The sequence below is a fragment of the Pseudomonas sp. RU47 genome (assembly GCF_004011755.1).
In the GTDB taxonomy this organism is placed as follows: Bacteria; Pseudomonadota; Gammaproteobacteria; order Pseudomonadales; family Pseudomonadaceae; genus Aquipseudomonas.
Map to the genome: position 1 here is coordinate 4,316,563 of NZ_CP022411.1, position 24,003 is coordinate 4,340,565.

A 24,003-nucleotide genomic window follows, 5' to 3' on the forward strand; every position below is an offset into this window, starting at 1 on the left:
ACATAAGCTCAGCTTGTTACTGACTTAACGATCAGGTGACTTCATGTCGGTGTCCCACGCCCAACTCAAAGCCTTCCACGCCGTGGCCGTGCATGGAAGCTTCACCAAAGCCGCCGAGCGCCTTTTTCTCACGCAACCGGCGATATCCGACCAAGTGCGCAATCTCGAAGAGCGTTTCGGCGTTTTGCTGTTCCACCGCAATAAACGTTCCGTGCGCCTGACTGATCTGGGCGAGCGCCTGCTGGCGATCACCCAGCGCCTGTTCGTAATTGAAGCCGAAGCGCAGGAGTTGCTGCAGGAATCTCAGGCCTTGCAGACCGGCAGCCTGATTCTGGCGGTGGATGCGCCGGTGCACGTGCTGCCGCAGATCGCGCGGTTCTGTGAGCGTTATCCGGGGATCAGCGTGAAGATCGAGACCGGCAATACCGACGAATCGCTGTTTCGCCTGTTCAACTATCAGGCCGATCTAGCGTTGCTCGGGCGTGATGTCAGCGATGAACGCTTGCTGTGCGTTCCATTGCGTAACGATCCGATGGTGGCGTTCGTTTCGCGCAATCATCCGTGGGCCGAGCGCGAATCGATCTGCCTGCAAGATCTGGATGACACGCCGCTGGTGCTGCGTGAACACGGTTCGGTCACGCGGCAGACGCTGGAAGAGGAAATGGCCCGGGCCGGGTTTCGCATTCGCCCGGCGATTCAGGTCGAAGGACGGGAAGCGGCGCGCGAGGCGGTGGTGGTCGGGATTGGTGTCGGCGTGGTTTCAGCGGCGGAGTTTGGCGCGGATTCGCGGGTGTGTGCGTTGCCGATTATCGACTGCACGCGACGGCTGACGGAAACGCTGGTGTGTTTGCGTGAGCAGAGCAATCGACGGGTGGTGTCGACCTTCCTCGATATGGTTCGCGACAGTCTTGTGTGAACAGTTCTGGCCCCTTCGCGAGCAAGCTCGCTCCCACATTTGGAATGCATATCCCTGTGGGAGCGAGCTTGCTCGCGAATGGCCATACTCGGTGTATCAGGCGGGCGCGAGGCCAAAGAACGCCTGAATCAGGCGCAAATCCCGTCGCCGTTCCATGCAGCCGATCATGTGCCGATTCACCAGCCCAGCCCCGACAATCGGAATCGCCACCACCCGCGGGTCATGACTAACCTCCACCGATGACACCACGCCAACGCCCAACTCGGCCGCCACCGCTTCGGTCACCGCCTCACGGCTGTCCAGTTCCAGCAACACGCGAGGATGGATCGACGCCTGCGCACAGGCCTCATCAAATGTACGCCGGGTGATCGAACTCGGTTCGCGCAGCACCATGATCACCTGATCCAGATCCTTGAGTTTCACTTCCCCGGCGCGCATCGCCCACGGGTGCCCTGCCGGCACCAACGCGCAAATCCGTGATTCGCTCAATGCCTGCAGGTGCAGGCCTTTGCGCGGCTCCACTTCGGTCAACACCGCCACATCGGCGTGTTCCGACAACAATGCAGCGAGGGTTTCCTGGGCATTGCCCAAGCGCAGGTTCACCGTAATTCCCGGATACCGCGCGCGCAGGCTCGCCAACATTGGCATGACCATATGCGGCCCGTCCGCCGCCACTTCCAGTCGCCCGGTGAGTAATTGCCGGTTGGCCTCGAGCATCGTCTGCGCCTCTTCCGCCAGGCCGAACATCGCGCGGGTGATCGCCGCGAGTTTGGTGCCCTCCTCGGTCAGTTCCACCCGTCGCGCGGTGCGCCGCAACAGGGTGATCTGGTAGTGCTCTTCCAGCGCCTTGATGTGCCCGGTAACCGCCGGCTGACTGATAAACAAGCGCGCGGCGGCGCGGGTGAAGCTGCCTTCACGGGCCACGGCGTCGAACGCGCGAAGCTGGAACAGATTCATGAATAACTCTCGCTGATGGCTGGCATAACAACAAACAATTTGATTGATGCAACGGCGAATTGCAACGTATGCCCCGTAGCTTCATCCCACAGCGCAATCCGAGGACACACGAATGAGTATCGCCGAACCCATCCTGCTCACTCCCGGCCCGTTGACCACTTCGGCCCGCACCCGCCAGGCGATGATGGTCGACTGGGGGTCATGGGATGACCGTTTCAATCAACTGACCGCCAGCCTTTGCGAACAATTGCTGGCGATCCTCAACGGCGCCGCCACTCACCACTGCGTGCCATTGCAGGGCAGCGGCACCTTCGCCGTTGAAGCGGCGATCGGCACCTTGGTGCCACGTGACGGCAAAGTGCTGGTGCTGATCAACGGCGCCTACGGCAAGCGTCTGGCGAAGATCTGCGAAGTACTCGGCCGCTCGTTCAGCACCTTCGAAACCGCTGAAGACGAACCGACCACCGCCGCCGACGTCGACCGTCTGCTGCGCGCCGACAGCGACATCACTCACGTCGCGCTGATCCATTGCGAAACCAGCACCGGGATTCTCAATCCGCTGCCGGAGATTGCCCAGGTCGTCGCGCAACACGGTAAACGCCTGATCATCGATGCCATGAGTTCCTTCGGCGCACTGCCGGTGGATGCGCAACAAGTGCCGTTCGACGCGCTGATCGCCGCGTCCGGCAAGTGTCTGGAAGGCGTACCGGGGATGGGTTTTGTCTTCGCACGTAAAGAGGCGCTGGCCGCTGCCGCTGGCAATTCGCATTCGCTGGCGATGGACCTGTACGACCAGCACGCCTACATGATGAAAACCGGCCAATGGCGCTTCACCCCGCCGACCCACGTGGTCGCGGCGCTGCACGAAGCGCTGCTGCAATACAACGAAGAAGGTGGCTTGCCGGCGCGGCATGCGCGTTATGACGCCAACTGTCAGGCGTTGATGGAGGAGATGGGCAAACTCGGTTTGCGCAGTTTCCTGCCGGCGGCGATTCAGGCGCCGATCATTGCCACGTTCCATGCGCCGCAAGATCCGCGTTATCAGTTCAAGGATTTCTACGAGCGGGTCAAGGCCAAGGGTTACATCCTCTATCCGGGCAAACTGACCCAGGTCGAAACCTTCCGCGTCGGTTGCATCGGCCATGTCAGCCCGGACGAAATGCGCCAGGCCGTCGCGGCGGTCGGCGAAGTGCTGCGCGAGATGGAAGTCCTCGAAATCTGAATCACCACGATCCCTGTGGGAGCGAGCCTGCTCGCGAAAGCGGTCGCACATACAACATAGATGTCGACTGACACCACGCCTTCGCGAGCAGGCTCGCTCCCACATTTTTGAATTGCATTGCCATTACAGGAATTTGATTGCCATGAACTACGAAAACCCAAACAAGCTGCAAGCCGCGATCCTCGACTGGGCCGGCACCGTGGTCGATTTCGGCTCGTTCGCGCCAACGCAAATCTTCGTCGAAGCCTTCGCCGAGTTCGACGTGCAGGTCTCCATCGAAGAAGCCCGTGGCCCGATGGGCATGGGCAAGTGGGATCACATCCGCACGCTCTGCGATCAGCCGCAAGTGGCCGAGCGTTATCGCAAGGCGTTCGGCCGCACGCCGACCGATGACGACGTCACCGCGATCTACAACCGCTTCATGCCGCTGCAGATCGAAAAGATCGCCGAACACTCGGCGCTGATTCCCGGCGCGCTGGAAACCATCGCCAACCTGCGCCAGCAAGGCATCAAGATCGGCTCCTGCTCCGGCTACCCGAAGCAAGTGATGGACAAGGTCGTCGAACTGGCCGCCAGCAACGGCTACGTCGCTGACCACGTGGTTGCCACTGACGAAGTACCGAACGGTCGCCCGTGGCCGGCTCAGGCGCTGGCCAACGTGATCGCGCTGGGCATCGACGATGTCGCGGCGTGCGTGAAGATCGACGATACCGTGCCGGGCATCCTTGAAGGCCGCCGCGCCGGGATGTGGACGGTTGCGCTGATTTGCTCGGGCAATGCGCTGGGCCTGGATTACGCCGGTTTCCGTGCTTTGGGCAGCGATGAGCTGGCCAGCGAACGCAAGCGTATTCACGCGCTGTTCGAAGGCTCGCGCCCGCACTACATGATCGACACCATCACCGATTTGCCAGAAGTGATTGCTGACATCAACAAGCGCCTGGCCAACGGCGAGATGCCGCAAAACGCTTGAGGCAGAAAACGAAAACACCGCTGATGCATGACAATCAGCGGTGTTTTTTTTGCGCTGTATAAACCCAGGACAACGCTCGGCAATTAATTACTCCGAAACAAGATTGCCCTCTGCATCGTACGCCAGGCCATCGGGATGTTTAATACTTCCATCCGGCAACTGTTCAGTTCCATCTTCCCAAACAATACGTCCATCCGGATATTCAACGGTATTATCCGGCCAGATGATTCGCCCGTCCGGATACTCTACCCGGCCATCTTCATATTGAATGATGCCATCGGGACGCTTGATTGAAGTTCTATCGGCGTCAATCACACTACCGTCAGGCAGTGTGGTCGAACTATCGACATTGACTGTCGCACCGAGTGTCTGGATTAGCGTTATCAATGCCACCGGATCGACGTTGACGTTAATGGTCGGCCATGGCATTGGCGGGCGCTTGGCCTCGGTCGGCGTGGCAGGACTGGTCGGACGCACTGGCTTGGTCGGTGCTACCGGTTTGGTCGGTACCACCGGTTTGGTCGGCGCCACTGGCTTGGTCGGTACCACCGGTTTGGTCGGCGCCACTGGCTTGGTCGGTGGCACCGGTTTAGTCGGCGCCACTGGCTTGGTCGGTGGCACCGGTTTAGTCGGTGCTACCGGTTTGGTCGGCACAACCGGCCTGGTTGGAACTACTGGCTTTGGCACTGTAGTAGAAGGGCGAGGTTTCGAAATCGGTTTTTTCATATTAATACTCAACTTTAAAAATATATTTTTAATCTTTAACAACCCAATAAAGATTCGACCTGACAATAACCACTTAAAACAAACCATTCAAACCAAAAGTAAACACAAGATATAAACAACACAACGTCACACCTGCCAAAACCACATACAAAACTTAACTTCAAGTAACAAGCAAATCAAAACCGGGTATTGAATACTTTTCTTTCTTGCAAAAAACCTCACGAGCTCCGGGCAAAAACATCCCGGCAGGTTTACAGTGAAACAAGTGCCGTGACGACGGCCTGATTGCACTCTGATCCCGAGGAATTTCTTATGCCGTGGACAAGCTCAGAATCGCGTTACAGCACCGTATCGGTCCTGTTGCACTGGCTGATGCTGGTGTTGTTGGTGCTGGTGTACGCCAGCATGGAGTTACGCGGCCTGTTCCCCAAAGGCAGCGGCGGGCGCACGCTGATCCGCGAAGTGCACTACATGCTTGGCCTGACCGTGTTCGTGCTGGTGTGGTTTCGCCTGCTCGCACGCAGCATTGGCCCGGCGCCGAAAATCTTTCCCGCGTCGCCGCAATGGCAAACCGTGCTGGCGCGGCTGATGCACTGGGCGTTGTACCTGTTCATGATCAGCATGCCGATTCTCGGCTGGCTGATTACCAGCGCCGAAGGGCATCAGGTGATGTTCTATGGTTTTGATCTGCCGCTGCTGGTTGCGGAGAACAAGGATTTCGCCAAACAGGTCGAGTACTGGCATGTGCTCATTGCCACGATTGGCTACTGGCTGATCGGGCTACATGCCCTGGCGGGGATCTATCACCATTATGTGGTGCGCGATAACACCCTGCTGCGGATGATGCCCAAGCGCGGTTGAATTTCAGGGGTTGCCGATAAAACCGCGCCGCCCCTGCAAACCACCGGTATGAATGAAGATCAGCCGCGTGCCAGCTGCGAATCTGCCCGCCTCGACTTGCTGCTTGAGCGCCAGCAATGCCTTGCCGGTGTACAGCGGCTCCAGAGGAACGCCGCTGGCCTGCTCGGTTTGTTCGATGAACTCAAGCAACGCCGGATCAACCTTGGCGAAACCGCCACAGCTGGCGTCGATCAGTTCATAGCTCCCGTTGCCCTGCCCTGCGGTTTGCAGGATCGACTCGACTTGCGGCGCCACGCCGTGGTCGTCCGGCACAGCCAGCGCACCATAGACCGGGTGCGCCCCTGCTTCGGCGATCACCAATCCCGCCAATGTCGTGCCGGTGCCGCAGGCCAGCCACCAAGCGTGATAATCACTCCAGCCCAGTGTGTGCAATTGCGCCTGCGCCTGCTGTTTGATGGCCGCACAACCAAGCGCCCCCGTTAAGCCGCCACCGCCCTCGGGCACGGCATACAACTGCGGATACTGCGCGTGCCAAGGCGCCCAGAACCCCGGTTCATTGCGCGCGCGATAGCCGCCGTAACCCAACCAATGCAGTTGCATGCCGAAGGCTTGCAGATCCTGCACGGTCGACGTTTCCTGCGCATGCCCGCGCAGCAGCCCCACGGTTTGGAAGCCCAGCCGTTTCCCCGCCGCCGCCAACGCGTGCAGATGATTGGAGTGAGCACCACCGAGACTGATGATGCCTTCGGCACCCGCGCGATCCGCGGCTTTGAAGTGCTCGACGAGTTTGAACCATTTGTTGCCGCTGATCAGCGGGTCGATCTGGTCGAGGCGCAGGATGGCGACTTCAATGCCGGCAGCGTTCAGCCAGTCCAGATGAAAGTGTTCGAGGGGGGCTTGGGGTAGCCAATCGGAGGGAGGCAAAAGCATGGGCGGCGATTCGATCTGGACAGAGCCGGCATTCTAGTCGCTCACAAGCCGCCATCGCGAGCAGGCTCACTCCTACATTTGAAATGCGTTCCCTGTAGGAGTGAGCCTGCTCGCGATGGCCATTGGCACGCTAGACCTGCTAAATCAGAGCTCCGCGGCCAGGCGCGAACCCTGGTTGATCGCACGCTTGGCATCCAGCTCCGCCGCAACATCGGCACCACCGATCAGGTGCACGTTCTGCCCCGCTTCAACCAAGCCATCGTGCAGTTCGCGCAACGGATCCTGCCCCGCGCAAATCACAATGTTGTCCACCGCCAGCACTTGCGGCTCGCCGGTTTCGCCAATACGAATGTGCAGGCCCTGGTCATCAATGCTCAGGTATTCGACGCTGTTGAGCATCTGCACCTGCTTGTTCTTCAGACCGGTACGGTGAATCCAGCCGGTGGTTTTGCCCAGACCATCTCCGACCTTGGTTTTCTTGCGCTGCAACAGGAACACTTCGCGGGCCGGCGCATGCGGTGCGGCTTTGATCCCGGCCACGCCACCACGAGCCTCCAGTTGCGTATCGATGCCCCACTCTTTCCAGAACGCGGCACGATCCTGACTGGTCGCTACGCCTTCGTGAACAAGGAACTCCGAGACGTCGAAACCGATGCCGCCGGCGCCGATCACCGCCACGCGTTTGCCAACCGGTTTGCGCTCGAGGATCACGTCCAGATAGCTCAGCACCTTGGCATTGTCGACACCCGGAATCGCTGGCAGACGCGGCGCAATGCCGGTGGCGAGGATGATTTCGTCGTAACCGCCTTCAACCAGTTTCGCCACATCGACGCGGGTGTTCAGGCATACCTCAACATGCGTGGTCTGCAACTTGCGTTTGAAGTAACGCAAGGTTTCGAAGAACTCTTCCTTGCCCGGCACGCGTTTGGCGATGTTGAACTGGCCGCCGATTTCGCTGGCCGAATCGAACAAGGTCACCTGATGGCCACGCTCGGCCGCCACGGTTGCGGCAGACAGACCCGCAGGGCCAGCGCCCACCACGGCAATCTTCTTGATCTGTTGCACCGGCAAGTAGTTGAGTTCGGTTTCGTGGCAGGCACGCGGGTTGACCAGGCAACTCGTGAGCTTGCCGCCAAAGGTGTGGTCGAGGCACGCCTGATTGCAGCCGATGCAGGTGTTGATTTCATCGGCGCGGCCTTCGGCGGCCTTGTTAACGAAATCCGGATCGGCGAGGAACGGCCGCGCCATCGAAACCATGTCGGCATCACCTTCAGCCAGAATCTGCTCGGCGATTTCCGGGGTGTTGATGCGGTTGGTGGTGATCAACGGGATCTTCACCGAGCCACGCAACTTGGCCGTGACCTTGCTGAACGCCGCGCGCGGCACTTTGGTGGCGATGGTCGGAATCCGCGCTTCGTGCCAGCCGATACCGGTGTTGATGATGGTCGCGCCGGCCTGCTCGATGGCCTTGGCCAGGGTGACGATCTCGTCCCAGGTGCTGCCGCCCTCGACCAGATCGAGCATCGACAGACGGAAAATGATGATGAAGTTCGGGCCGACCGCTTCGCGAACGCGACGAACGATTTCCACCGGCAGGCGCATACGGTTTTCGTAGCTGCCGCCCCAACGGTCGGTGCGGTGGTTGGTGTGCGCGGCGAGGAACTGGTTAATGAAATAACCTTCCGAACCCATGATCTCGACGCCGTCATATTCGGCGGTTTGCGCCAGTACCGAGCAGGTGACGAAATCGCTGATCTGCTTCTCGATGCCTTCTTCGTCCAGCTCTTTAGGCTTGAACGGGTTGATCGGCGCCTGGATCGCACTCGGCGCGACCTGCTTCGGGCTGTAGGCATAACGCCCGGCGTGGAGAATTTGCATGCAGATCTTGCCGCCCGCCTCATGCACCGCGCGGGTGACGATACGGTGCTTGAGCGCTTCTTCCTCGGTGGTCAGTTTGGCCGCGCCGGAGTACACGCCGCCCTCGTCGTTCGGGCCAATGCCGCCGGTGACCATCAGGCCGACACCGCCGCGCGCACGTTCAGCGAAGTACGCCGCCATGCGCTCGAAACCACCCGGTTTCTCTTCCAGGCCGGTGTGCATCGAGCCCATCAGGGTGCGGTTGCGCAGCGTGGTGAATCCCAGGTCCAGCGGGGCCAACAGGTGCGGGTAATGAGCGGCGGTCATCGGTAACTCCACAACGAGCGATCACGGAAAAAGTTGCGGGCGCTCTGCGGCCCCCGTCAGTCATGTGCCACAGACTAAGAGTCGCATCGCTGTCACTCAATGACCGTAACTGACAACTTATTGATCCAAATGCGCAGCGCCCCTTGGCAACCGGAGCCATGGGCCCTACCCTAGTCGCCACACCCTGTACCCGGTTGTTGTTGGTTTTCATGCGCAAACTTTTGTACCTGACGTTTTCCATGGCCCTGGTGGCTGTCCTTACTACCTACGCCATGTGGGCGGCGGACCGGCCGGCGGGGCATTACCTGTCGGACCTGCGCATAAAAGTGGCGGTTGATCAGGGCACGCCCGGCGACCGTGGCAATCTGCTGGGCATCCAGCCCGAACTGTTTCCCACTGACTATCAAAGCCCCGAACGCTTGCACCGCAAACTCGCGGCGTATTTGCAGCAAGCCCAAGACCAAGGCCTGCTGAACGATAAAACCGTGGTGGTGTTGCCAGAGAACGTCGGCACCTGGTTGCTGCTCAGCGGCGAGAAAGACGAGCTGTATCAGGCGCCGTCCCTCGCCGAGGCGATGAACTGGCTGGCGGCAAGCAATCCGTTGTTGTTCGCCCGCGCCTGGCTCAGCGCCAACGGCAGCGACCGCCGCAACGACGCGTACCTGCGCATGAAATCCAAAGCGATGGCCAAGGATTACCAAGCCCTCTTCGGCGGCCTGGCCAAGGAGTTTCACGTGACACTGGTGGCCGGTTCGATCGTGCTGCCGGAACCGAGCATCCGTGACGGCCGGCTGAAACCCGGCAGCGGCGCCTTGTTCAACAGCAGCGTGGTGTTCGGCCGCGACGGCGTGCCGCTTGGCCAGCCACAGCGCCAGATGCACCCGGTGTTCGATCAGCGTGAAGTGATCGAAAGCGCAGGCAAACACCAGATCAACGTGGTCGACACCCCGGCCGGACGCCTCGGCGTGCTGATTGGCAGCGACAGTTGGTACCCGGACAACTACCGCCAACTCGACGAGCAAGGCGCGCAATTGGTCGCGGTGCCGGCGCAAGTGTTCGGCCAGGGTGCGTGGAATCAACCCTGGCGCGGCTACAAAGGTTCAAGTACACCGGGATCGGTCAGTCTCAAGCCCGGTGAAGTCACCGAAGGACAGGCCTGGCATCGTCTGACGCTGACCGCACAACCGCCGAGCAGTCGGGCGATTGCCGGCATCAGCGTGTTCCTGCGCGGGCAGTTCTGGGACAAAGCCAGTGCCGGTCAGAGTTTCCTCAGCAGCAACGGCCAGCAGTTCGCCGATGGCGAGGCCCGTGGCGCGCGTTTGTTGAACATCTGGTTGTAAGCCATGAAGCTCCTGCCGATGCGCCTCGGGGATCTGTCGGTGGGCTTTGTGCACAGCCTCGCCGACGCGGTGCGCAGTCATGCCGCCGACCCGCAGCCGCTGCTGGAACAATATGGCCTCGACGCCGCGCGACTGGCCGAGGCCGGGGCGCGCTTGTCGATTCCGCGTTACATGCGCCTGGGCCACGCGGCGATTCAGTTAACCGGTGACCCGGCGCTGGGCTTGCGCATGGGTCAGCTCAGTCGCCTGAGCCAGGCCGGACTGGCCGGCGTTACCGCCGCACAGGCGCCAACCGTGCGCGAAGCCGCGCGCTGTCTGATCCGTTTCGAGGCGCTGTACGGTTCCAACTACCGTGGTCAGTCCAGTTTTCACGAAGATGCCAATGGCGCGTGGCTGCGTTTCTATTCGATCAGCCCGTACAACGCCTATAACCGTTTTGTCGTGGATTCGATCATCGCCGGATGGCTGCACCAGCTCTCCAGTGTCAGCCGCGAACCGCTACGCGCTGAACGCATCGACATCGAATTCGAAGCGCCGGATTATCGCGAGGCTTACAGCGTACTGGGGGATTGCCCGATCCAGTTCGGTGCCGAGCGCAATCAACTGCGCCTGAACCTCAACAGCCTCGCACTGCGAAACCCCGAGCATTGCCCGAGTACCTGGCGGCATCTGCTGCAGTTGTGTGAGCGGGAACTGGAGCAATTGACCCGAACCCGCAGCCTGCGCGAACGCATCACGCAATTGCTCGGGCCGTTGCTCAATGGTGGCCGGGAACCCGACCTGGAAGAAGTGGCGGCACGTCTGAAGCTGCCGACATGGACGTTGCGGCGCAAACTGGCCGAGGAAGGCACACAGTTTCGCGCGATCCTCAACGACACGCGCCGGGATCTGGCCATGACGTATATCCGCGACACTGAACTGGCCTTCGGCGAAATCGCCTACTTGCTGGGTTTTGCTTCAGCCGAAGCGTTCCAGCGAGCCTTCAAACGCTGGAGCGGCCAGACGCCCGGCGAATTCCGCCGCAGCCATCGCAAAACGGCTTAAAAGCAGCTACAAGCTTCAAGCTGCAAGTCAAAGCTCGGTGGCGTCTTCAGCGGGTTCCAGAGGATCCAGTTCAAAGGCCTGGTATTCGAGCAGCTCTTCTTGATATTCATCCATCGTGTAATCCCCCTGCTGCTCTCTTGAATGGGCCTGGGCAAATGCCCAGTGCCTCGAGCTTAACGTGCTCGTGTGAAGGAAAAGTGAAACCCGGCCTTCATGAATAAAACGTAGCAGACGGTCAGGAATTTATCGCGGGACTTTTGTCCGGGGAATGTAACGAAATTTAAGGCGACCCAAAAACCACTGTGGGAGATTCTATGGTTGAGGGGAAGCCCTCAACTGACTTTTGTCTGATATTCGCTTTGCCCTTTCAGCAAGGCGAATACCACCCGAGCAAGTTTGCGAGCCAGCATCACCAACGCCTGCGTGGTGCTGAAACCCCGTGCTCTTTGGGCTTCGTAAAACCCTTTCCAGGCTATCGTACGGCTAGCCGACATCGCTGCGTTGTGCAAAAGTCGGCGGGCCTCGGGGTCCCCGCGCTTGGTCAAGCTGCGGCGACCGTCCTTTTGCCCTGATTTCGATACCCGTAAATCCATGCCCAGGAAGGCGATAAACGCATCCGCGTTGCTAAATTCCCCCCGCTGAAACGCCGTGAGCAGGCGCGCTCCGGTCAGAAATCCAATGCCCTCGACTTTCAGGCAACGCTTCAATTGGCCGAGCAAACCGGCTTGTTTGAGCTGATCGTTGATCGTCTTTTCGATCATCGTTTCAAGCCGCTGCATGGATTTTATTTGTTCAGCAAAAGCTGCCTTCAACAGCGGCTCATTCGACCAGCTCTGCACCAGGCCGACCCTTGCCTGGACCAAAGCCGCGCGGCGGCGGAAAAGGCTCAGGAGCTGGCGGTACAGCGGTGATGGCGGGGTCCAGGGGCGCAACTCCTCGGCTTCGTTCTTCAGGTAACGGGCCAGCAGCTTGGCGTCCAAGGCGTCGGTTTTGGCGCGGATCTTCACTCCTTCGCGGTAATGTTTGAGTTCATAGCCGCCCACCATGTAAATCGTGCAACCGGCCGCATAGGCCAAGTCAGCGAATTCCAGGTGGTAGATGTTGGTTGCCTCAATGGCAATAGACACGGGGCCGAGCAAGGCCTTCAGCCACTGCTTGATGGATGTTTTGGTGTTGGGAATCGCTTCAAGCAGATCGCTATCGGCCTGATAAATCACCAGTTCATTTTTGGCGACATCCACGCCAACGATCGGATTTGATAGAGCGACTGGCATTGCCACAGGATTTCCTCCGGGATAAGGTTTGAGCACTTGAAGGGCTCACCCAGAGGCGCAGGCTTGTTCCTATCGTCGGTCTAGCCAGATGCATTCTTTATCGGCGCTTGGGTGAAAGGAGGAGGGGCGAAATCTCCCACGGTCTGTGCTGCGTCAACAGTCAGAATCGAGCCTTGTCCCTCCTCCTCCCTTCAAGTCCTACCATACAAGCGAGCCTGCTCGCGAAGGCGTCGGACCCTTCAGCACACAGGTGACTGAAAGTCCGTCTTCGCGAGCAGGCTCGCTCCCACAGGGATTTGGGGTCAGGCTGGTTATTGGCCGGACGCAGGCATCGCCGGAATCGGCTCGGATGGCGGCGGGATGTCCGGGTTGGCCGGTGACGTGATGGTTTCGGTGGCCGGTGCCGGCTCAGCGCTTGGTGCCGGAGTGATCGGCGCCGCCTCTGCGGGTGGCGCGACCGGTTCCGACGTCACTGGAGCGACTTCAGCAGGCGCCGGAGCCGGCTCGGTAGCAGGTGCAGGCGTTGCGGCGGGCGCAGGTGCTGGCGTCGGTGTTGGCGCCAGCGCTGCCGGAGCAGCCTTCACCTCAGGGACACCCAGATCAGCCTTAGGCTTCTCTTCGATATGCGCCGCTTTCTTCGCATCCGCCGGCAGGAACAATTCCACCAACGTGAAGAAGCGCTCATAGAACTTCTGCGACGTCACCGTCTCGCTGGCAACCTTGACCATCGAATCGTCGGACGAGCCGATCGGCATCGACACCGAGCCCAGCACACCCACGCCGAGACTGGCCGAGTTGTTGGTCTTCTTCAGTGCGTAACGATCCTGCAAGGCGTTGGCGAACATCGTCGCATGGTGCCCGGCGCTGCCGTCATCGGCGCAGACCACGTTGAAGCTGATCTCCATGTGGGTGTCGCCGGTTTGCTGAAAACTCTTGTGGCCGCTGACCAGTTTCGGGTCGCTGCTGGTAATGATGTAGCCCTGGCTGAGCAACGCACGACGGGCCGCTTCGCAACTGACCGAGTCGGTCACCGGGTAATTGCGCGAAAACGTACCGGAGTCATCGAAGTTCTCATGCTCATACATCGGCTTGTCTTTCGAACAGCCGGCTACAGCGGTCAACAACAGCGCCAACCCGACTACACGCATGGGAGTGGAAATCAACATTGAACATCCTGAGAGAAAACAGTCCGGGGCGTATTGTGCAACAGATCGCTGCCGCGCTGCGCATGGATTAGTGTCTTAAAGCAGTTACAACTCTATCGACCCTCGGTTGCGGGAAAAAGTCGCAACGCCAGATGATCGATAAACACGCGCAACTTCGCCGTGGCGTGGCGACTCGATGGCCATAGCACCCAGAACTGCCCGGTGTGCTCCAGATGCGCGTCGAGCACCCGATGCAAGCGGCCTTGCGCCTCGGCCTCACGCGTCATGAAATCAGGCAGACAGGCAATGCCCATGCCGGCCAGCGCCGCATGACTCACCGCTTCGATCGACGTGCTGACCAAGCGGGTCGGCAACGTCGGCTCAACGGCGCCCTCTTCGCGGATCAATGGCCAGGTTTCCAGTTTGCCGGTGGCATGAAACGTATGCCGAAGGCACGCGTGAGCCGCCAGATCGGCAGGCGTCTGCGGCACACCGCGTTGCGCCAGATACGCCGGGCTGGCCACCAGCACCATGTGAAACTCGCCCAACGGTCGCGCCATCAGTCGTGAATCCCGCGGCTTGCCGGTGCGGATCACGGCGTCGAAACCTTCTTCAACCACATCGACCATGCGATCGGTCAAATCCAGATCCAGCTCGATCTGCGGGTACAAGGCCAGAAACTCAGTCATGACCGGCATCACCAAACCATGCACCTGCGGCAGGCTGATGCGTAATTTGCCGTGGGGTTTGGCAGCGGCATCGCACAGTTCGAACTCCGCCGCCTCGACTTCCGCGAGGATCTTGCGACAGCGTTCGAGAAAAAGCGCCCCTTCACTGGTCAGCGTGACACTGCGCGTGGTGCGCTGAAACAAACGCACGCCCAGTCGCGCTTCCAGCCGCGCAATGCTTTTGCCCACCGCCGACGATGACACCCCTTGCAGCCGGCCGGCCTCAGTGAAACTGCGCGTCTCGGCGACCTGAACAAACACCGAAATACTGCCCAGGCTATCCATACCACCCTCCCATTGCTGACATCCGTGTCCGATATGTTCGGAACCTTAACCCGTTTTTCGCCGATGTGCAGCGCCCTACCCTGTGCTCCTCGTCAACACTGCACAAGGATGCCGGCTCATGAACGATGCCCAACTCGGTTGCCCCGCACTTGAACAACCCGCAGATCGCCGTGAGCGATTACCCCTCGCCGCGCTCCTCGCACTGGCCACCGCCGGATTCATTACGGTCATGACCGAAGCCATGCCCGCCGGCCTGTTACCACAGATGAGCAGCGGACTGAATGTTTCCCAGGCGCTGATCGGGCAATTGGTCACGCTGTACGCGATCGGCTCGATCCTGGCAGCGATACCGCTGACGATCGCCACCCGCGGCTGGCGAAGAAAACCTCTGCTACTGGCCGCCATCGCAGGCTTTGCCATCGCTAACAGCATCACAACCCTGTCGGAATGGTACTGGCTGACGCTGATTGCACGGCTTATTGCCGGCGTATTTGCCGGATTGCTGTGGGCGCTGCTGGCGGGTTACGCGAGCCGCATGGTCGCCCCGCACTTGCAAGGCCGCGCCATAACGGTAGCGATGCTCGGCGCGCCACTGGCGCTGTCGCTGGGAATACCCGCAGGCACCCTGCTCGGCACCTTGGTCGGCTGGCGCCTGAGCTTCGCCATCATGAGCGGACTGACCGTTGTGCTGGTGATCTGGGTGCACTGGCAAGTACCGGACTTCGCCGGCGAACGCGCGGGAAGCCGCCTGCCACTGCGTGAGGTATTTACCCTGCCCGGCGTGCGACCCGTCCTGTTTGTCACGCTCACCTACGTCGTTGCGCACAACCTGCTGTACACCTACATCGCCCCCTTCCTGCAACCGTCCGGGCTGGACGCCAATGTCGACCGCGTATTGCTGGTATTCGGCCTCGCCTCGGTGCTGAGCCTATGGATCGTCGGCAGCCTGATTGACCGCTGGCTGCGCGAACTGGTGTTGACCAGTGCCGGGTTGTTCATGCTGTCCGCGATAGCGCTGGGCCTGTGGCGCGAATCGCCGAGCGCGGTGTACATCGCCACTGCTGTTTGGGGACTGGCGTTTGGGGCAATGCCATCGCTGCTGCAAACCGCCTCGGCGAAAACCGCAAAGGAGGCTGCCGATACGGCGCAATCGATGTTGGTTACGCTGTGGAATGTCGGGATTGCGGGGGGTGGTTTGGTCGGAGGCTTGTTGCTGGGGAACCTTGGGGTGGGGGCATTCCCGTGGATTGTTGCAGGATTGCTGGTACTGACCCTGTCAGTAGCGATCAAAGCTCGGAGCCACGGTTTTCCAACAGCCGAATGAGACCGAATGAGTTGTTGGATTGAGGCCAGACAGGTGAAAACCGGTCGATTGACAGGCCGCCATCGCGAGCAGGCTCACTCCTACAATGGAACTGAGTACATCAGACAGAAAACTGGTCGGCTGTCAGGCAGCCTTCGCGAGCAGGCTCGCTCCTACAATTGGATTGAGTACAGCAGACAGAAGATTGGCCGGCTGGAAGGCCGTCTTCGCGAGCAGGCTCGCTCCTACAATGGAACTGAGTACATCTGACAGAAGATTGGTCGGCTGTCAGGCCGTCTTCGCGAGCAGGCTCGCTCCCACAATTGGATTGAGTACAGCAGACAGAAGATTGGCCGGCTGTCAGGCCGCCATCGCGAGCAGGCTCGCTCCTACAATGGGATTGAGTACAGCAGACAGAAAATTGGCCGGCTGTCAGGCCGCCATCGCGAGCCGGCTCGCTCCCACAGGTTTAATTCGTGTGCGGCCCACGCGGCAAAGCCGCCCCACTCAACAGGATGAGCGTTAGCTCGGCTGCAGCTCTTGATCTTGATCTGAAGGCCCGTCGGCAGGCTGAGTGGAGGGATTGATCCGGGGTGGGAGCGCAGCGACCGTTCGACGAAGTCGAACACATCGAGAGGAGGTGCAGCGAAGCAAACCGTAGGCGATGCCCCCGGATCGATCCCGGAGCGAAGGAACCCCGAGCCCCAGCGAGCGGGCCGAACGTCAGGGCACAGACCTTTGGTTACTTTGGGGCGTTTGCCAAAGTGACCCGCCGTAAGGGCGGAACCGCCAGCGGCAACACCCACAGCAACGGATATCCCCCCAAAACCCCAAGAACATGGTCGGCCCAAAGGCCGCCACTACGCAACGCCCAAAAAAAAGCCCCGACCTACACAGGCCGGGGCTTCCACATTACAACTCAATCAACCATCAAAACCGCTTGATCTCAGCCTGAGCTTCCAACTGCTTGCGATACGCCGCAAAGTCCTGCTGCCCCTCACGCGAAGCAAGGAAGCGACGGTACTGAACCTTCTCTTCATCCGTCGGCGCAGCCGCTTCGTTAACGCCGTTCAGACGCACGATCATCAAACTACCGTCCGGCAGGGTCACGCTGGTGAACGTCGGCTTGTCCTTGGCAGCCGGCTTCGGCATACGGAACAACGCTTGCAGCACCGCCGGATCAACACCTTCCTGACCACGAGTGGCCGCTTCGGTAGCTTTCCAGCTCTGCCCGTCAACCGCCTTGTCCAGAGGAGCCTTGCCGTCACGCAGATCAGCAATCAGCTTCTCGGCCTTGGTCTTGGCGGCAGCACTGGCATGCTCTTTGGTCAACTGAGTGCGGATCGCCGCATTCACGCTTTCCAATGGCAGTTGCGCAGGCTTCAGGTGCTCCTTGGAACGCAGCACGATCACGGTTTCCGGATCCAGCTCGATGGCGGTGCTGTTGGCACCTTCGTCGATCACTTCGGTGCTGAATGCCGCGGTGACCACAGCACGGTTGGCTGCAACACCTTCGCCACCTTCACGGCCGAACGGCTTGGAGGTGTGCACGGTCAGCTTCAGATCCGCCGCTGGCTGAGCCAGGTCAGACGCTTCAAACGCCGAGTCTTCCAGTTGCTTGGTCGCCTCGACAAAACGCTGCTCGACCTGCGCGGCTTTCAGCTCGCGGGTCAGCTTGTCTTTCAGGCTGGCCAGGGTTGGCACTTCCGGCGCTTCCACACCCAACAGCTTGATCAGGTGGTAACCGAAGTCGGTACGAATCGGCTCGGACACCTGGTCTTTCGACAGCGAGTACAGGGCTTTTTCGAACGCTGGATCATAAACGCCAGGACCTGCGTAACCGAGGTCACCGCCATTGTTGGCCGAACCCGGATCCTGCGAGAACTCTTTAGCCAGCGCTTCGAACTTCTCGCCCTTGGCCAGACGCGCCTGGACGTCGTCAATCTTCGCCTTGGCCTGAGCTTCAGTGGTCTTGTCGTTCACTTCGATCAGAATGTGCGCGGCACGACGCTGTTCCGACAGGTTGGCAATCTCTTTCTGATACGCCGCCTGCAGGTCTTCGTCCTTGACCGCGACCTGATCGAAGAACGAAGACTTCTTCAGTTCCACGTAATCGATGATCACTTGATCCGGAGTCATGAACTCCTTGGCGTGCTCGTCGTAGTAGGCCTTGACCTCGTCGTCGGTCAGCTTGACCGCAGCCGGGTCAGCCTTGACGTTCAGGGTGGCGAAATCGCGGGTCTGTTTTTCCAGACGGGCAAATGCCAGCACTTCGGCGTCGGTGACGAAACCGCTGCCCGCCACACCGGCGCGCAGTTGGCCGATCAGCATTTCCTGAGCCAGCATCTGGCGGAATTGCATACGGCTGTAACCCAGTTGACGGATTACCTGGTCGAAACGCTCGGAGCTGAACTTGCCGTCCACCTGAAACTCAGGGGTCTGCAGGATCACTTGATCCAGTGCGCCTTCGGAGAACGCGAACTTCGCCTGTTCGGCACCTTGCAGCAGCAACTTGCGATCGATCAGACCTTTGAGGGCCGATTCGCGCAGCATTTTTTCGTCGAGCAAAGAAGCATCGAAGTCTTTGCCCAGCTGTTGCATCAACTGACGGCGTTGCATATCAACGGCCTGGCTCAGCTCGTTTTGGCTGATTTCTTCACCGTTGACCTTGGCCGCCTCATTCTTGTGAGTCGTGGCCTGGAAAATGGCGTCGAAACCGGTCAGAGCCATCAGTGCAACGATGACCCCGATAATGGTCTTGGCAATCCAGCCTTGTGAATTGTCCCTGATATTCTGCAGCATGCGTCCCCCAGAAACGGTTGAACTTCAAAATTAGGCAACCGTGGAGCGTGGGTAGAATCCGGATAGAAGAAAGGCGCATCCGAGGATGCGCCTTCTCGTAACTGGCGGAGCGGACAGGGCTCGAACCCTCGATCCCGGCGTTACAGGCCACTGTTTCAGCGACCTGCTCTACCGCTCCGCTGCCAAGTCAGGCATGACCCCGACCCGGATGGGTAAAAACCTGAAAACTTAGTTAACAGCTTCTTTCAGTGCTTTACCGGCTTTGAAACCTGGCTTCTTGGCAGCCGGGATTTCCAGAGTCTTGCCGGTCTGAGGGTTACGACCGGTACGAGCCGGACGGTCCGTCACGGAGAAAGTACCGAAACCAACCAGAACAACGGAGTCGCCAGCCTTGAGAGCGCCAGTGACGGATTCGATTACAGCGTCCAGCGCACGGCCAGCAGCAGCTTTCGGGATATCAGCGGATGCAGCGATAGCATCAATCAGTTCCGACTTGTTCACTCTAAGTCCCCTTATATCTATTTTGAGATGATTCTAAGTTTTTTGGTGAAAGCAAAAACGAGTGCTGAATGGCCTACAGACACTTAAGAGCCGCTTTATAACAAGGGCTCTAAAAAACTGTCAAGGAAGCCCCCCAGGCAAAAGCATATTAATGCGTGCTAATTCTTTCCTTAGAGTCAGACTCACGTTTTTCGTCCTTGGCAACTATCTCCGGAGCCACATCCGGCAAGGGCTCCGGCGCGTATTGCAGCGCAATTTGCAGGACCTCGTCAATCCATTTAACCGGTTTAATCTGCAGATCCTGCTTGATATTGTCAGGAATCTCCTTCAGATCACGCACGTTCTCTTCCGGAATAATCACGATCTTGATTCCGCCGCGGTGAGCCGCCAGCAGTTTTTCCTTCAGACCACCAATCGCCAGCACTTGACCACGCAGCGTAATCTCGCCCGTCATGGCGACATCAGCGCGCACCGGAATGCCGGTCAATGCCGACACCAGCGCCGTGCACATGCCTACACCGGCGCTAGGGCCGTCTTTCGGCGTCGCCCCTTCCGGCATGTGGATGTGCGTGTCGCGCTTCTCGTGGAAGTCCAGAGGAATGCCCAGGCTCTTGGCGCGGCTGCGCACCACGGTGAGCGCGGCAGTGATCGATTCGACCATCACGTCGCCCAGCGAACCGGTCTTGATCAACTGACCTTTACCCGGCACAACAGCGGCTTCGATAGTCAGCAATTCGCCGCCCACCTGAGTCCAGGCAAGGCCGGTCACCTGACCGATCTGATCCTGTTGCTCGGCCAGACCGTAACGGAATTTGCGCACACCGAGGAAATGTTCCAGCAGGTCAGCTGTCACTTTCACCGAGAAGCGTTTTTCCATCGCGTGCTCTTTGACCGCTTTGCGGCAGACCTTGGCGATCTGACGCTCGAGGCCACGCACACCCGCTTCACGGGTGTAATAACGGATGATGTCGCGGATCGCTTCTGCATCGAATTCCAGCTCGCCTTTCTTCAGACCATTGGCGGCGATCTGTTTTGGCGAGAGGTATTTGACGGCAATGTTGATCTTCTCGTCTTCGGTGTAGCCCGGCAGACGGATGACTTCCATGCGGTCGAGCAGCGCCGGCGGGATGTTCATCGAGTTGGAGGTGCACAGGAACATCACATCGGAGAGGTCGTAATCGACTTCCAGATAGTGGTCGTTGAAGTTGTGGTTTTGCTCTGGGTCGAGCACTTCCAGCAACGCCGACGCCGGATCGCCACGCATGTCGCTGCCCATTTTGTCGATTTCATCGAGCAGGAACAGCGGGTTGCGAACGCCCACCTTTGTCATCTTTTGAATCAATCTTCCCGGCATCGAACCGATGTAAGTCCGGCGGTGACCACGAATTTCCGCTTCATCACGCACGCCACCGAGGGCCATGCGCACGAATTTACGGTTGGTAGCGTGGGCGATCGACTCGGCCAGCGAGGTTTTACCCACGCCTGGAGGACCGACCAGGCACAACACCGGACCACGGATTTTCTTCACGCGTTTTTGCACGGCGAGGTATTCAAGGATACGTTCCTTGACCTCTTCGAGACCGTAGTGATCGGCATCGAGAATGTCTTCTGCGCGCGCCAGGTCCAGGCGTACCTTGCTCTGAGCCTTCCACGGCACCTGCACCAGCCAGTCGATGTACGAGCGCACCACGGTGGCCTCAGCGGACATCGGCGACATTTGCTTGAGCTTGTTCAGCTCGGCAGTGGCTTTGGCCAACGCGTCTTTCGGCAGACCGGCAGCGTCGATACGCTTTTTCAGGTCTTCGATTTCGTTGTGGCCTTCGTCGCTGTCACCGAGCTCTTTCTGAATGGCCTTCATCTGCTCATTCAGGTAGTACTCGCGCTGACTGCGCTCCATTTGCTTTTTGACGCGGCCACGAATGCGTTTTTCGACTTGCAGCAGATCGATCTCGGCATCCAGCAGCGCCAGAACGTGCTCGACCCGGGCCGACAAATCGATGATTTCGAGGATTTCCTGCTTCTGCTCGATTTTCAGCGCCATGTGCGCCGCCATGGTGTCGACCAGGCGACCTGGCTCATCGATGCTGTTGAGCGACGACAGGACTTCAGCCGGGACTTTCTTGCCCAACTGTACATATTGTTCGAACTGCGACAGCAGTGTGCGCACGAACACTTCAGATTCGCGCTCGGCGGCGTCGACTTCTTCGATCAACGAGACTTCGGCACGGCAGTGGCCGTCAATTTCGCTGAACCGCTCGACGGTGCCGCGCTGCTCACCCTCAACCAGCACCTTGACGGTGCCGTCAGGCAGCTTGAGCAGTTGCAGAACGGTAGCGATGGTACCTACGCGATAGAGAGCGTCTTCACCGGGATCGTCGTCCGCCGGGTTTCTCTGGGCCAGCAACAGGATCTGCTTGTCGCCCGTCATCGCAGCCTCGAGGGCTTCGATGGATTTCTCGCGCCCCACGAACAGCGGGATAACCATGTGCGGATAAACCACGACATCACGCAATGGCAGGAGAGGCAATTCGATGGTTGTCTTCATGATTTCGCCTCTACGGCGGCCATATGGCCGTAATCAGATGGAATTGAGCTTGAAACCAAGATGGGGGCTGCCTTGAAAAAAAACAAGCGCAAAGCGGATGTAAAAAACGACATAAAAAAAAAGAGGCCCGAAGGCCCCTTCTTTATTCCAGCAGACTGGACGCTTACGCGTCCGGCGCTGCCTTGGCCGTCGGCTCACTGTTTTCGTAGATATACAGTGGCTTGGACTTGCCTTCGATCACGCTTTCATCGATCACGACTTTGCTCACCTCGGACTGCGAGGGGATTTCATACATCGTGTCGAGCAGTACACCTTCGAGAATCGAACGCAGGCCACGGGCACCGGTTTTACGCTCCAGGGCACGCTTGGCGACCGATTTCAGCGCGTCTGTGCGGAACTCCAGATCCACGCCTTCCATCTCGAACAGCTTGGCATACTGTTTGGTCAGAGCATTTTTCGGCTCGGTGAGGATCTGCATCAACGCAGCCTCGTCGAGTTCGTCCAGCGTGGCGAGGACCGGCAGACGACCGACGAATTCCGGGATCAGACCGAACTTGACCAGATCGTCAGGCTCGACTTCACGCAGGGATTCACCGACTTTCTTGCCTTCTTCCTTGCTGCGCACTTCTGCGTTGAAGCCGATGCCGCCCTTGGTGGAACGGTTTTGAATAACCTTTTCCAGACCGGAGAACGCACCACCACAGATGAACAGGATGTTACGGGTGTCGACCTGCAGGAATTCCTGCTGCGGATGCTTGCGGCCACCTTGCGGCGGTACGGAAGCGACCGTGCCTTCGATCAACTTGAGCAAGGCCTGCTGCACGCCCTCACCGGAAACGTCCCGGGTGATCGACGGGTTGTCGGACTTGCGGGAAATCTTGTCGATTTCATCGATGTAGACAATACCCATCTGGGCCTTTTCTACGTCGTAATCGCACTTCTGCAGCAGCTTCTGAATGATGTTCTCGACATCTTCACCTACATAACCCGCCTCGGTGAGGGTGGTTGCGTCGGCGATGGTGAACGGAACGTTCAGCAAGCGGGCCAGTGTTTCGGCCAGCAGGGTTTTACCGGAGCCTGTCGGGCCGATCAGCAGGATGTTGCTCTTGCCGAGTTCGACGTCGTCAGCCTTTTTGTCACGCTGGTTCAGGCGCTTGTAGTGGTTGTACACCGCTACGGCCAAAACCTTTTTCGCACGCTCCTGACCAATGACGTACTGGTCAAGGATGCCGCTGATTTCTTTAGGCGAAGGCAATTTATGCGCGCTGCTTTCGGCCTGGGCTTCCTGCACCTCCTCACGGATGATGTCATTGCACAGGTCGACGCACTCGTCGCAGATAAAGACCGAGGGGCCGGCAATCAATTTGCGCACTTCATGCTGGCTTTTGCCACAGAAGGAGCAATAGAGCAGCTTGCCGTTGTCCTCGCCGTTGCGGGTGTCAGTCATTCGTTCGATCCAAATCCGATAGGCTTGCAACACAAGATGAAGGCTATTGCGGGCTTTTTCAAGCCCGCCGCTGATCAGACAAGCCGACCAAGCCTATTTTGAGCTGCTTATTTTAAGCTGGGCGCTGGTTGATCACTTCGTCGATCAGGCCATATTCCTTCGCAGCTTCTGCACTCATGAAGTTGTCGCGATTGGTATCGCGCTCGATTTCTTCCAGAGTACGCCCGCTGTGCTTGGCCATCAGCGTGTTCAGACGCTCGCGAATGAAGAGGATTTCCTTGGCGTGGATTTCGATGTCCGACGCCTGGCCCTGGAAACCGCCCAGTGGCTGGTGAATCATCACGCGCGAGTTCGGCAGGCAGAAACGCTTGCCCGGGGCACCTGCAGTCAGCAGGAACGCGCCCATGCTGCAAGCCTGACCGATGCAGGTGGTCGATACGTTCGGCTTGATGAACTGCATGGTGTCGTAGATCGACATGCCCGCTGTCACCGAACCGCCCGGAGAGTTGATGTAGAGATGGATGTCCTTGTCCGGGTTTTCCGCTTCAAGGAACAGCAGTTGCGCGCAGATCAGGTTGGCCATGTAGTCCTCTACCGGACCAACCAGAAAGATCACTCGCTCCTTGAGCAGGCGCGAATAGATGTCATAGGCGCGTTCGCCACGAGCAGATTGCTCGACAACCATCGGGACCAGGCCGCCGGCGGCCTGGATATCAGAGTTCTGCTGAATATAAGAATTACGGAACATGCTCTGCAGTCGCTCCCAAATAGTTATGTCTTGAATACGCATAAGCCAGCTCGAGAGCTGGCTTATGGTGTGTAC

The 24,003-nt window shown here is 59.1% G+C and carries 19 protein-coding genes; 7 read left to right on the plus strand and 12 right to left on the minus strand.

Annotation, left to right across the window (positions count from 1 at the left end; translation table 11 throughout):
- The first annotated feature begins 43 nt into the window (after positions 1-43).
- Entirely contained in the window at positions 44-916 is an 873-nt protein-coding gene (locus CCX46_RS19600; RefSeq protein ID WP_127928999.1) for a LysR family transcriptional regulator, read from the plus strand.
- 96 nt (positions 917-1,012) lie between these two features.
- Here the strand turns inward: CCX46_RS19600 and CCX46_RS19605 are convergent, their stop codons facing one another.
- Positions 1,013-1,873 carry a LysR substrate-binding domain-containing protein gene (locus CCX46_RS19605; RefSeq protein WP_127929000.1) on the minus strand — a complete coding sequence of 287 codons (861 nt, stop codon included), beginning with the start codon at positions 1,871-1,873 and terminating at the stop codon, positions 1,013-1,015.
- Between the two features lie 112 nt (positions 1,874-1,985).
- Between CCX46_RS19605 and CCX46_RS19610 the strand changes: the two genes are divergently transcribed.
- Together CCX46_RS19610 and phnX are read left to right on the plus strand one after the other, a co-directional pair.
- Entirely contained in the window at positions 1,986-3,095 is a 1,110-nt protein-coding gene (locus CCX46_RS19610) for a 2-aminoethylphosphonate--pyruvate transaminase (protein ID WP_127929001.1), read from the plus strand.
- Between the two features lie 142 nt (positions 3,096-3,237).
- Positions 3,238-4,065, plus strand: coding sequence for a phosphonoacetaldehyde hydrolase (phnX, locus tag CCX46_RS19615; protein WP_127929002.1), 828 nt, complete (start codon positions 3,238-3,240; stop codon positions 4,063-4,065).
- Between the two features lie 87 nt (positions 4,066-4,152).
- Here phnX and CCX46_RS30730 read toward each other — a convergent pair whose 3' ends face one another.
- Positions 4,153-4,719 (minus strand): hypothetical protein, encoded by a 567-nt coding sequence (locus tag CCX46_RS30730; RefSeq protein WP_177413867.1) that lies wholly within the window; start codon positions 4,717-4,719, stop codon positions 4,153-4,155.
- A 384-nt stretch (positions 4,720-5,103) separates the two neighbouring features.
- On the opposite strand from CCX46_RS30730, the gene CCX46_RS19625 reads away from it, so the two are divergent.
- Positions 5,104-5,652, plus strand: a complete 549-nt coding sequence (locus CCX46_RS19625; protein ID WP_007917296.1) for a cytochrome b — start codon at positions 5,104-5,106, stop codon at positions 5,650-5,652.
- A 3-nt stretch (positions 5,653-5,655) separates the two neighbouring features.
- Here the strand turns inward: CCX46_RS19625 and CCX46_RS19630 are convergent, their stop codons facing one another.
- On the minus strand, positions 5,656-6,582 hold the full coding sequence (locus CCX46_RS19630) for a 1-aminocyclopropane-1-carboxylate deaminase/D-cysteine desulfhydrase (RefSeq protein ID WP_127929003.1): 927 nt from the start codon (positions 6,580-6,582) through the stop codon (positions 5,656-5,658).
- 144 nt (positions 6,583-6,726) lie between these two features.
- A complete protein-coding gene (locus CCX46_RS19635) occupies positions 6,727-8,766 on the minus strand; it encodes an NADPH-dependent 2,4-dienoyl-CoA reductase (RefSeq protein ID WP_127929004.1) in 2,040 nt (679 codons plus the stop codon).
- A 209-nt stretch (positions 8,767-8,975) separates the two neighbouring features.
- Here CCX46_RS19635 and CCX46_RS19640 point away from each other — a divergent pair, with 209 nt between their 5' ends.
- Both CCX46_RS19640 and CCX46_RS19645 read left to right on the plus strand, forming a co-directional pair.
- Positions 8,976-10,106, plus strand: coding sequence for a carbon-nitrogen hydrolase family protein (locus tag CCX46_RS19640; RefSeq protein WP_127929005.1), 1,131 nt, complete (start codon positions 8,976-8,978; stop codon positions 10,104-10,106).
- A 3-nt stretch (positions 10,107-10,109) separates the two neighbouring features.
- The gene (locus tag CCX46_RS19645) at positions 10,110-11,150 is read left to right on the plus strand and encodes an AraC family transcriptional regulator (protein WP_127929006.1); all 1,041 of its coding nucleotides are present in this window, start codon (positions 10,110-10,112) and stop codon (positions 11,148-11,150) included.
- Between the two features lie 332 nt (positions 11,151-11,482).
- Here the strand turns inward: CCX46_RS19645 and CCX46_RS19650 are convergent, their stop codons facing one another.
- From CCX46_RS19650 to CCX46_RS19660, 3 genes are all read right to left on the minus strand, one after another.
- Positions 11,483-12,424, minus strand: a complete 942-nt coding sequence (locus CCX46_RS19650) for an IS110 family transposase (RefSeq protein ID WP_108227338.1) — start codon at positions 12,422-12,424, stop codon at positions 11,483-11,485.
- Positions 12,425-12,735: 311 nt separating this feature from the next.
- Positions 12,736-13,590 (minus strand): DUF2242 domain-containing protein, encoded by an 855-nt coding sequence (locus CCX46_RS19655; RefSeq protein WP_127929007.1) that lies wholly within the window; start codon positions 13,588-13,590, stop codon positions 12,736-12,738.
- A gap of 92 nt (positions 13,591-13,682) precedes the next feature.
- Positions 13,683-14,582 carry a LysR family transcriptional regulator gene (locus CCX46_RS19660; RefSeq protein WP_127929008.1) on the minus strand — a complete coding sequence of 300 codons (900 nt, stop codon included), beginning with the start codon at positions 14,580-14,582 and terminating at the stop codon, positions 13,683-13,685.
- Positions 14,583-14,700: 118 nt separating this feature from the next.
- Between CCX46_RS19660 and CCX46_RS19665 the strand changes: the two genes are divergently transcribed.
- Entirely contained in the window at positions 14,701-15,906 is a 1,206-nt protein-coding gene (locus CCX46_RS19665) for an MFS transporter (protein WP_127929009.1), read from the plus strand.
- 909 nt (positions 15,907-16,815) lie between these two features.
- Here CCX46_RS19665 and CCX46_RS19675 read toward each other — a convergent pair.
- The 5 genes from CCX46_RS19675 to clpP all read right to left on the minus strand — a co-directional run bounded on the left by CCX46_RS19675 (position 16,816) and on the right by clpP (position 23,928).
- The gene (locus CCX46_RS19675) at positions 16,816-18,687 is read right to left on the minus strand and encodes a SurA N-terminal domain-containing protein (RefSeq protein WP_127929011.1); all 1,872 of its coding nucleotides are present in this window, start codon (positions 18,685-18,687) and stop codon (positions 16,816-16,818) included.
- Between the two features lie 228 nt (positions 18,688-18,915).
- Entirely contained in the window at positions 18,916-19,188 is a 273-nt protein-coding gene (locus CCX46_RS19680) for an HU family DNA-binding protein (protein ID WP_003183171.1), read from the minus strand.
- 148 nt (positions 19,189-19,336) lie between these two features.
- Positions 19,337-21,733 (minus strand): endopeptidase La, encoded by a 2,397-nt coding sequence (gene lon, locus CCX46_RS19685; protein WP_127929012.1) that lies wholly within the window; start codon positions 21,731-21,733, stop codon positions 19,337-19,339.
- Positions 21,734-21,896: 163 nt separating this feature from the next.
- On the minus strand, positions 21,897-23,180 hold the full coding sequence (gene clpX / locus CCX46_RS19690) for an ATP-dependent Clp protease ATP-binding subunit ClpX (RefSeq protein WP_003223632.1): 1,284 nt from the start codon (positions 23,178-23,180) through the stop codon (positions 21,897-21,899).
- A 112-nt stretch (positions 23,181-23,292) separates the two neighbouring features.
- Positions 23,293-23,928, minus strand: coding sequence for an ATP-dependent Clp endopeptidase proteolytic subunit ClpP (clpP, locus tag CCX46_RS19695; RefSeq protein ID WP_007951559.1), 636 nt, complete (start codon positions 23,926-23,928; stop codon positions 23,293-23,295).
- Positions 23,929-24,003: the final 75 nt, after the last annotated feature.

What these genes read in the sequence shown, in the direction of transcription:
- CCX46_RS19660 (WP_127929008.1), bottom strand. Translation starts at nt 14,582, where the DNA reads ATGGATAGCCTGGGCAGTATTTCGGTGTTTGTTCAGGTCGCCGAGACG.
- CCX46_RS19675 (WP_127929011.1), bottom strand. Translation starts at nt 18,687, where the DNA reads ATGCTGCAGAATATCAGGGACAATTCACAAGGCTGGATTGCCAAGACC.
- CCX46_RS19655 (WP_127929007.1), bottom strand. Translation starts at nt 13,590, where the DNA reads ATGTTGATTTCCACTCCCATGCGTGTAGTCGGGTTGGCGCTGTTGTTG.
- CCX46_RS19650 (WP_108227338.1), bottom strand. Translation starts at nt 12,424, where the DNA reads ATGCCAGTCGCTCTATCAAATCCGATCGTTGGCGTGGATGTCGCCAAA.
- CCX46_RS19600 (WP_127928999.1), top strand. Translation starts at nt 44, where the DNA reads ATGTCGGTGTCCCACGCCCAACTCAAAGCCTTCCACGCCGTGGCCGTG.
- CCX46_RS19625 (WP_007917296.1), top strand. Translation starts at nt 5,104, where the DNA reads ATGCCGTGGACAAGCTCAGAATCGCGTTACAGCACCGTATCGGTCCTG.
- CCX46_RS19610 (WP_127929001.1), top strand. Translation starts at nt 1,986, where the DNA reads ATGAGTATCGCCGAACCCATCCTGCTCACTCCCGGCCCGTTGACCACT.
- clpP (WP_007951559.1), bottom strand. Translation starts at nt 23,928, where the DNA reads ATGTTCCGTAATTCTTATATTCAGCAGAACTCTGATATCCAGGCCGCC.
- lon (WP_127929012.1), bottom strand. Translation starts at nt 21,733, where the DNA reads ATGAAGACAACCATCGAATTGCCTCTCCTGCCATTGCGTGATGTCGTG.
- CCX46_RS19630 (WP_127929003.1), bottom strand. Translation starts at nt 6,582, where the DNA reads ATGCTTTTGCCTCCCTCCGATTGGCTACCCCAAGCCCCCCTCGAACAC.
- phnX (WP_127929002.1), top strand. Translation starts at nt 3,238, where the DNA reads ATGAACTACGAAAACCCAAACAAGCTGCAAGCCGCGATCCTCGACTGG.
- CCX46_RS19640 (WP_127929005.1), top strand. Translation starts at nt 8,976, where the DNA reads ATGCGCAAACTTTTGTACCTGACGTTTTCCATGGCCCTGGTGGCTGTC.
- CCX46_RS19605 (WP_127929000.1), bottom strand. Translation starts at nt 1,873, where the DNA reads ATGAATCTGTTCCAGCTTCGCGCGTTCGACGCCGTGGCCCGTGAAGGC.
- CCX46_RS19665 (WP_127929009.1), top strand. Translation starts at nt 14,701, where the DNA reads ATGAACGATGCCCAACTCGGTTGCCCCGCACTTGAACAACCCGCAGAT.
- CCX46_RS19645 (WP_127929006.1), top strand. Translation starts at nt 10,110, where the DNA reads ATGAAGCTCCTGCCGATGCGCCTCGGGGATCTGTCGGTGGGCTTTGTG.
- clpX (WP_003223632.1), bottom strand. Translation starts at nt 23,180, where the DNA reads ATGACTGACACCCGCAACGGCGAGGACAACGGCAAGCTGCTCTATTGC.
- CCX46_RS19635 (WP_127929004.1), bottom strand. Translation starts at nt 8,766, where the DNA reads ATGACCGCCGCTCATTACCCGCACCTGTTGGCCCCGCTGGACCTGGGA.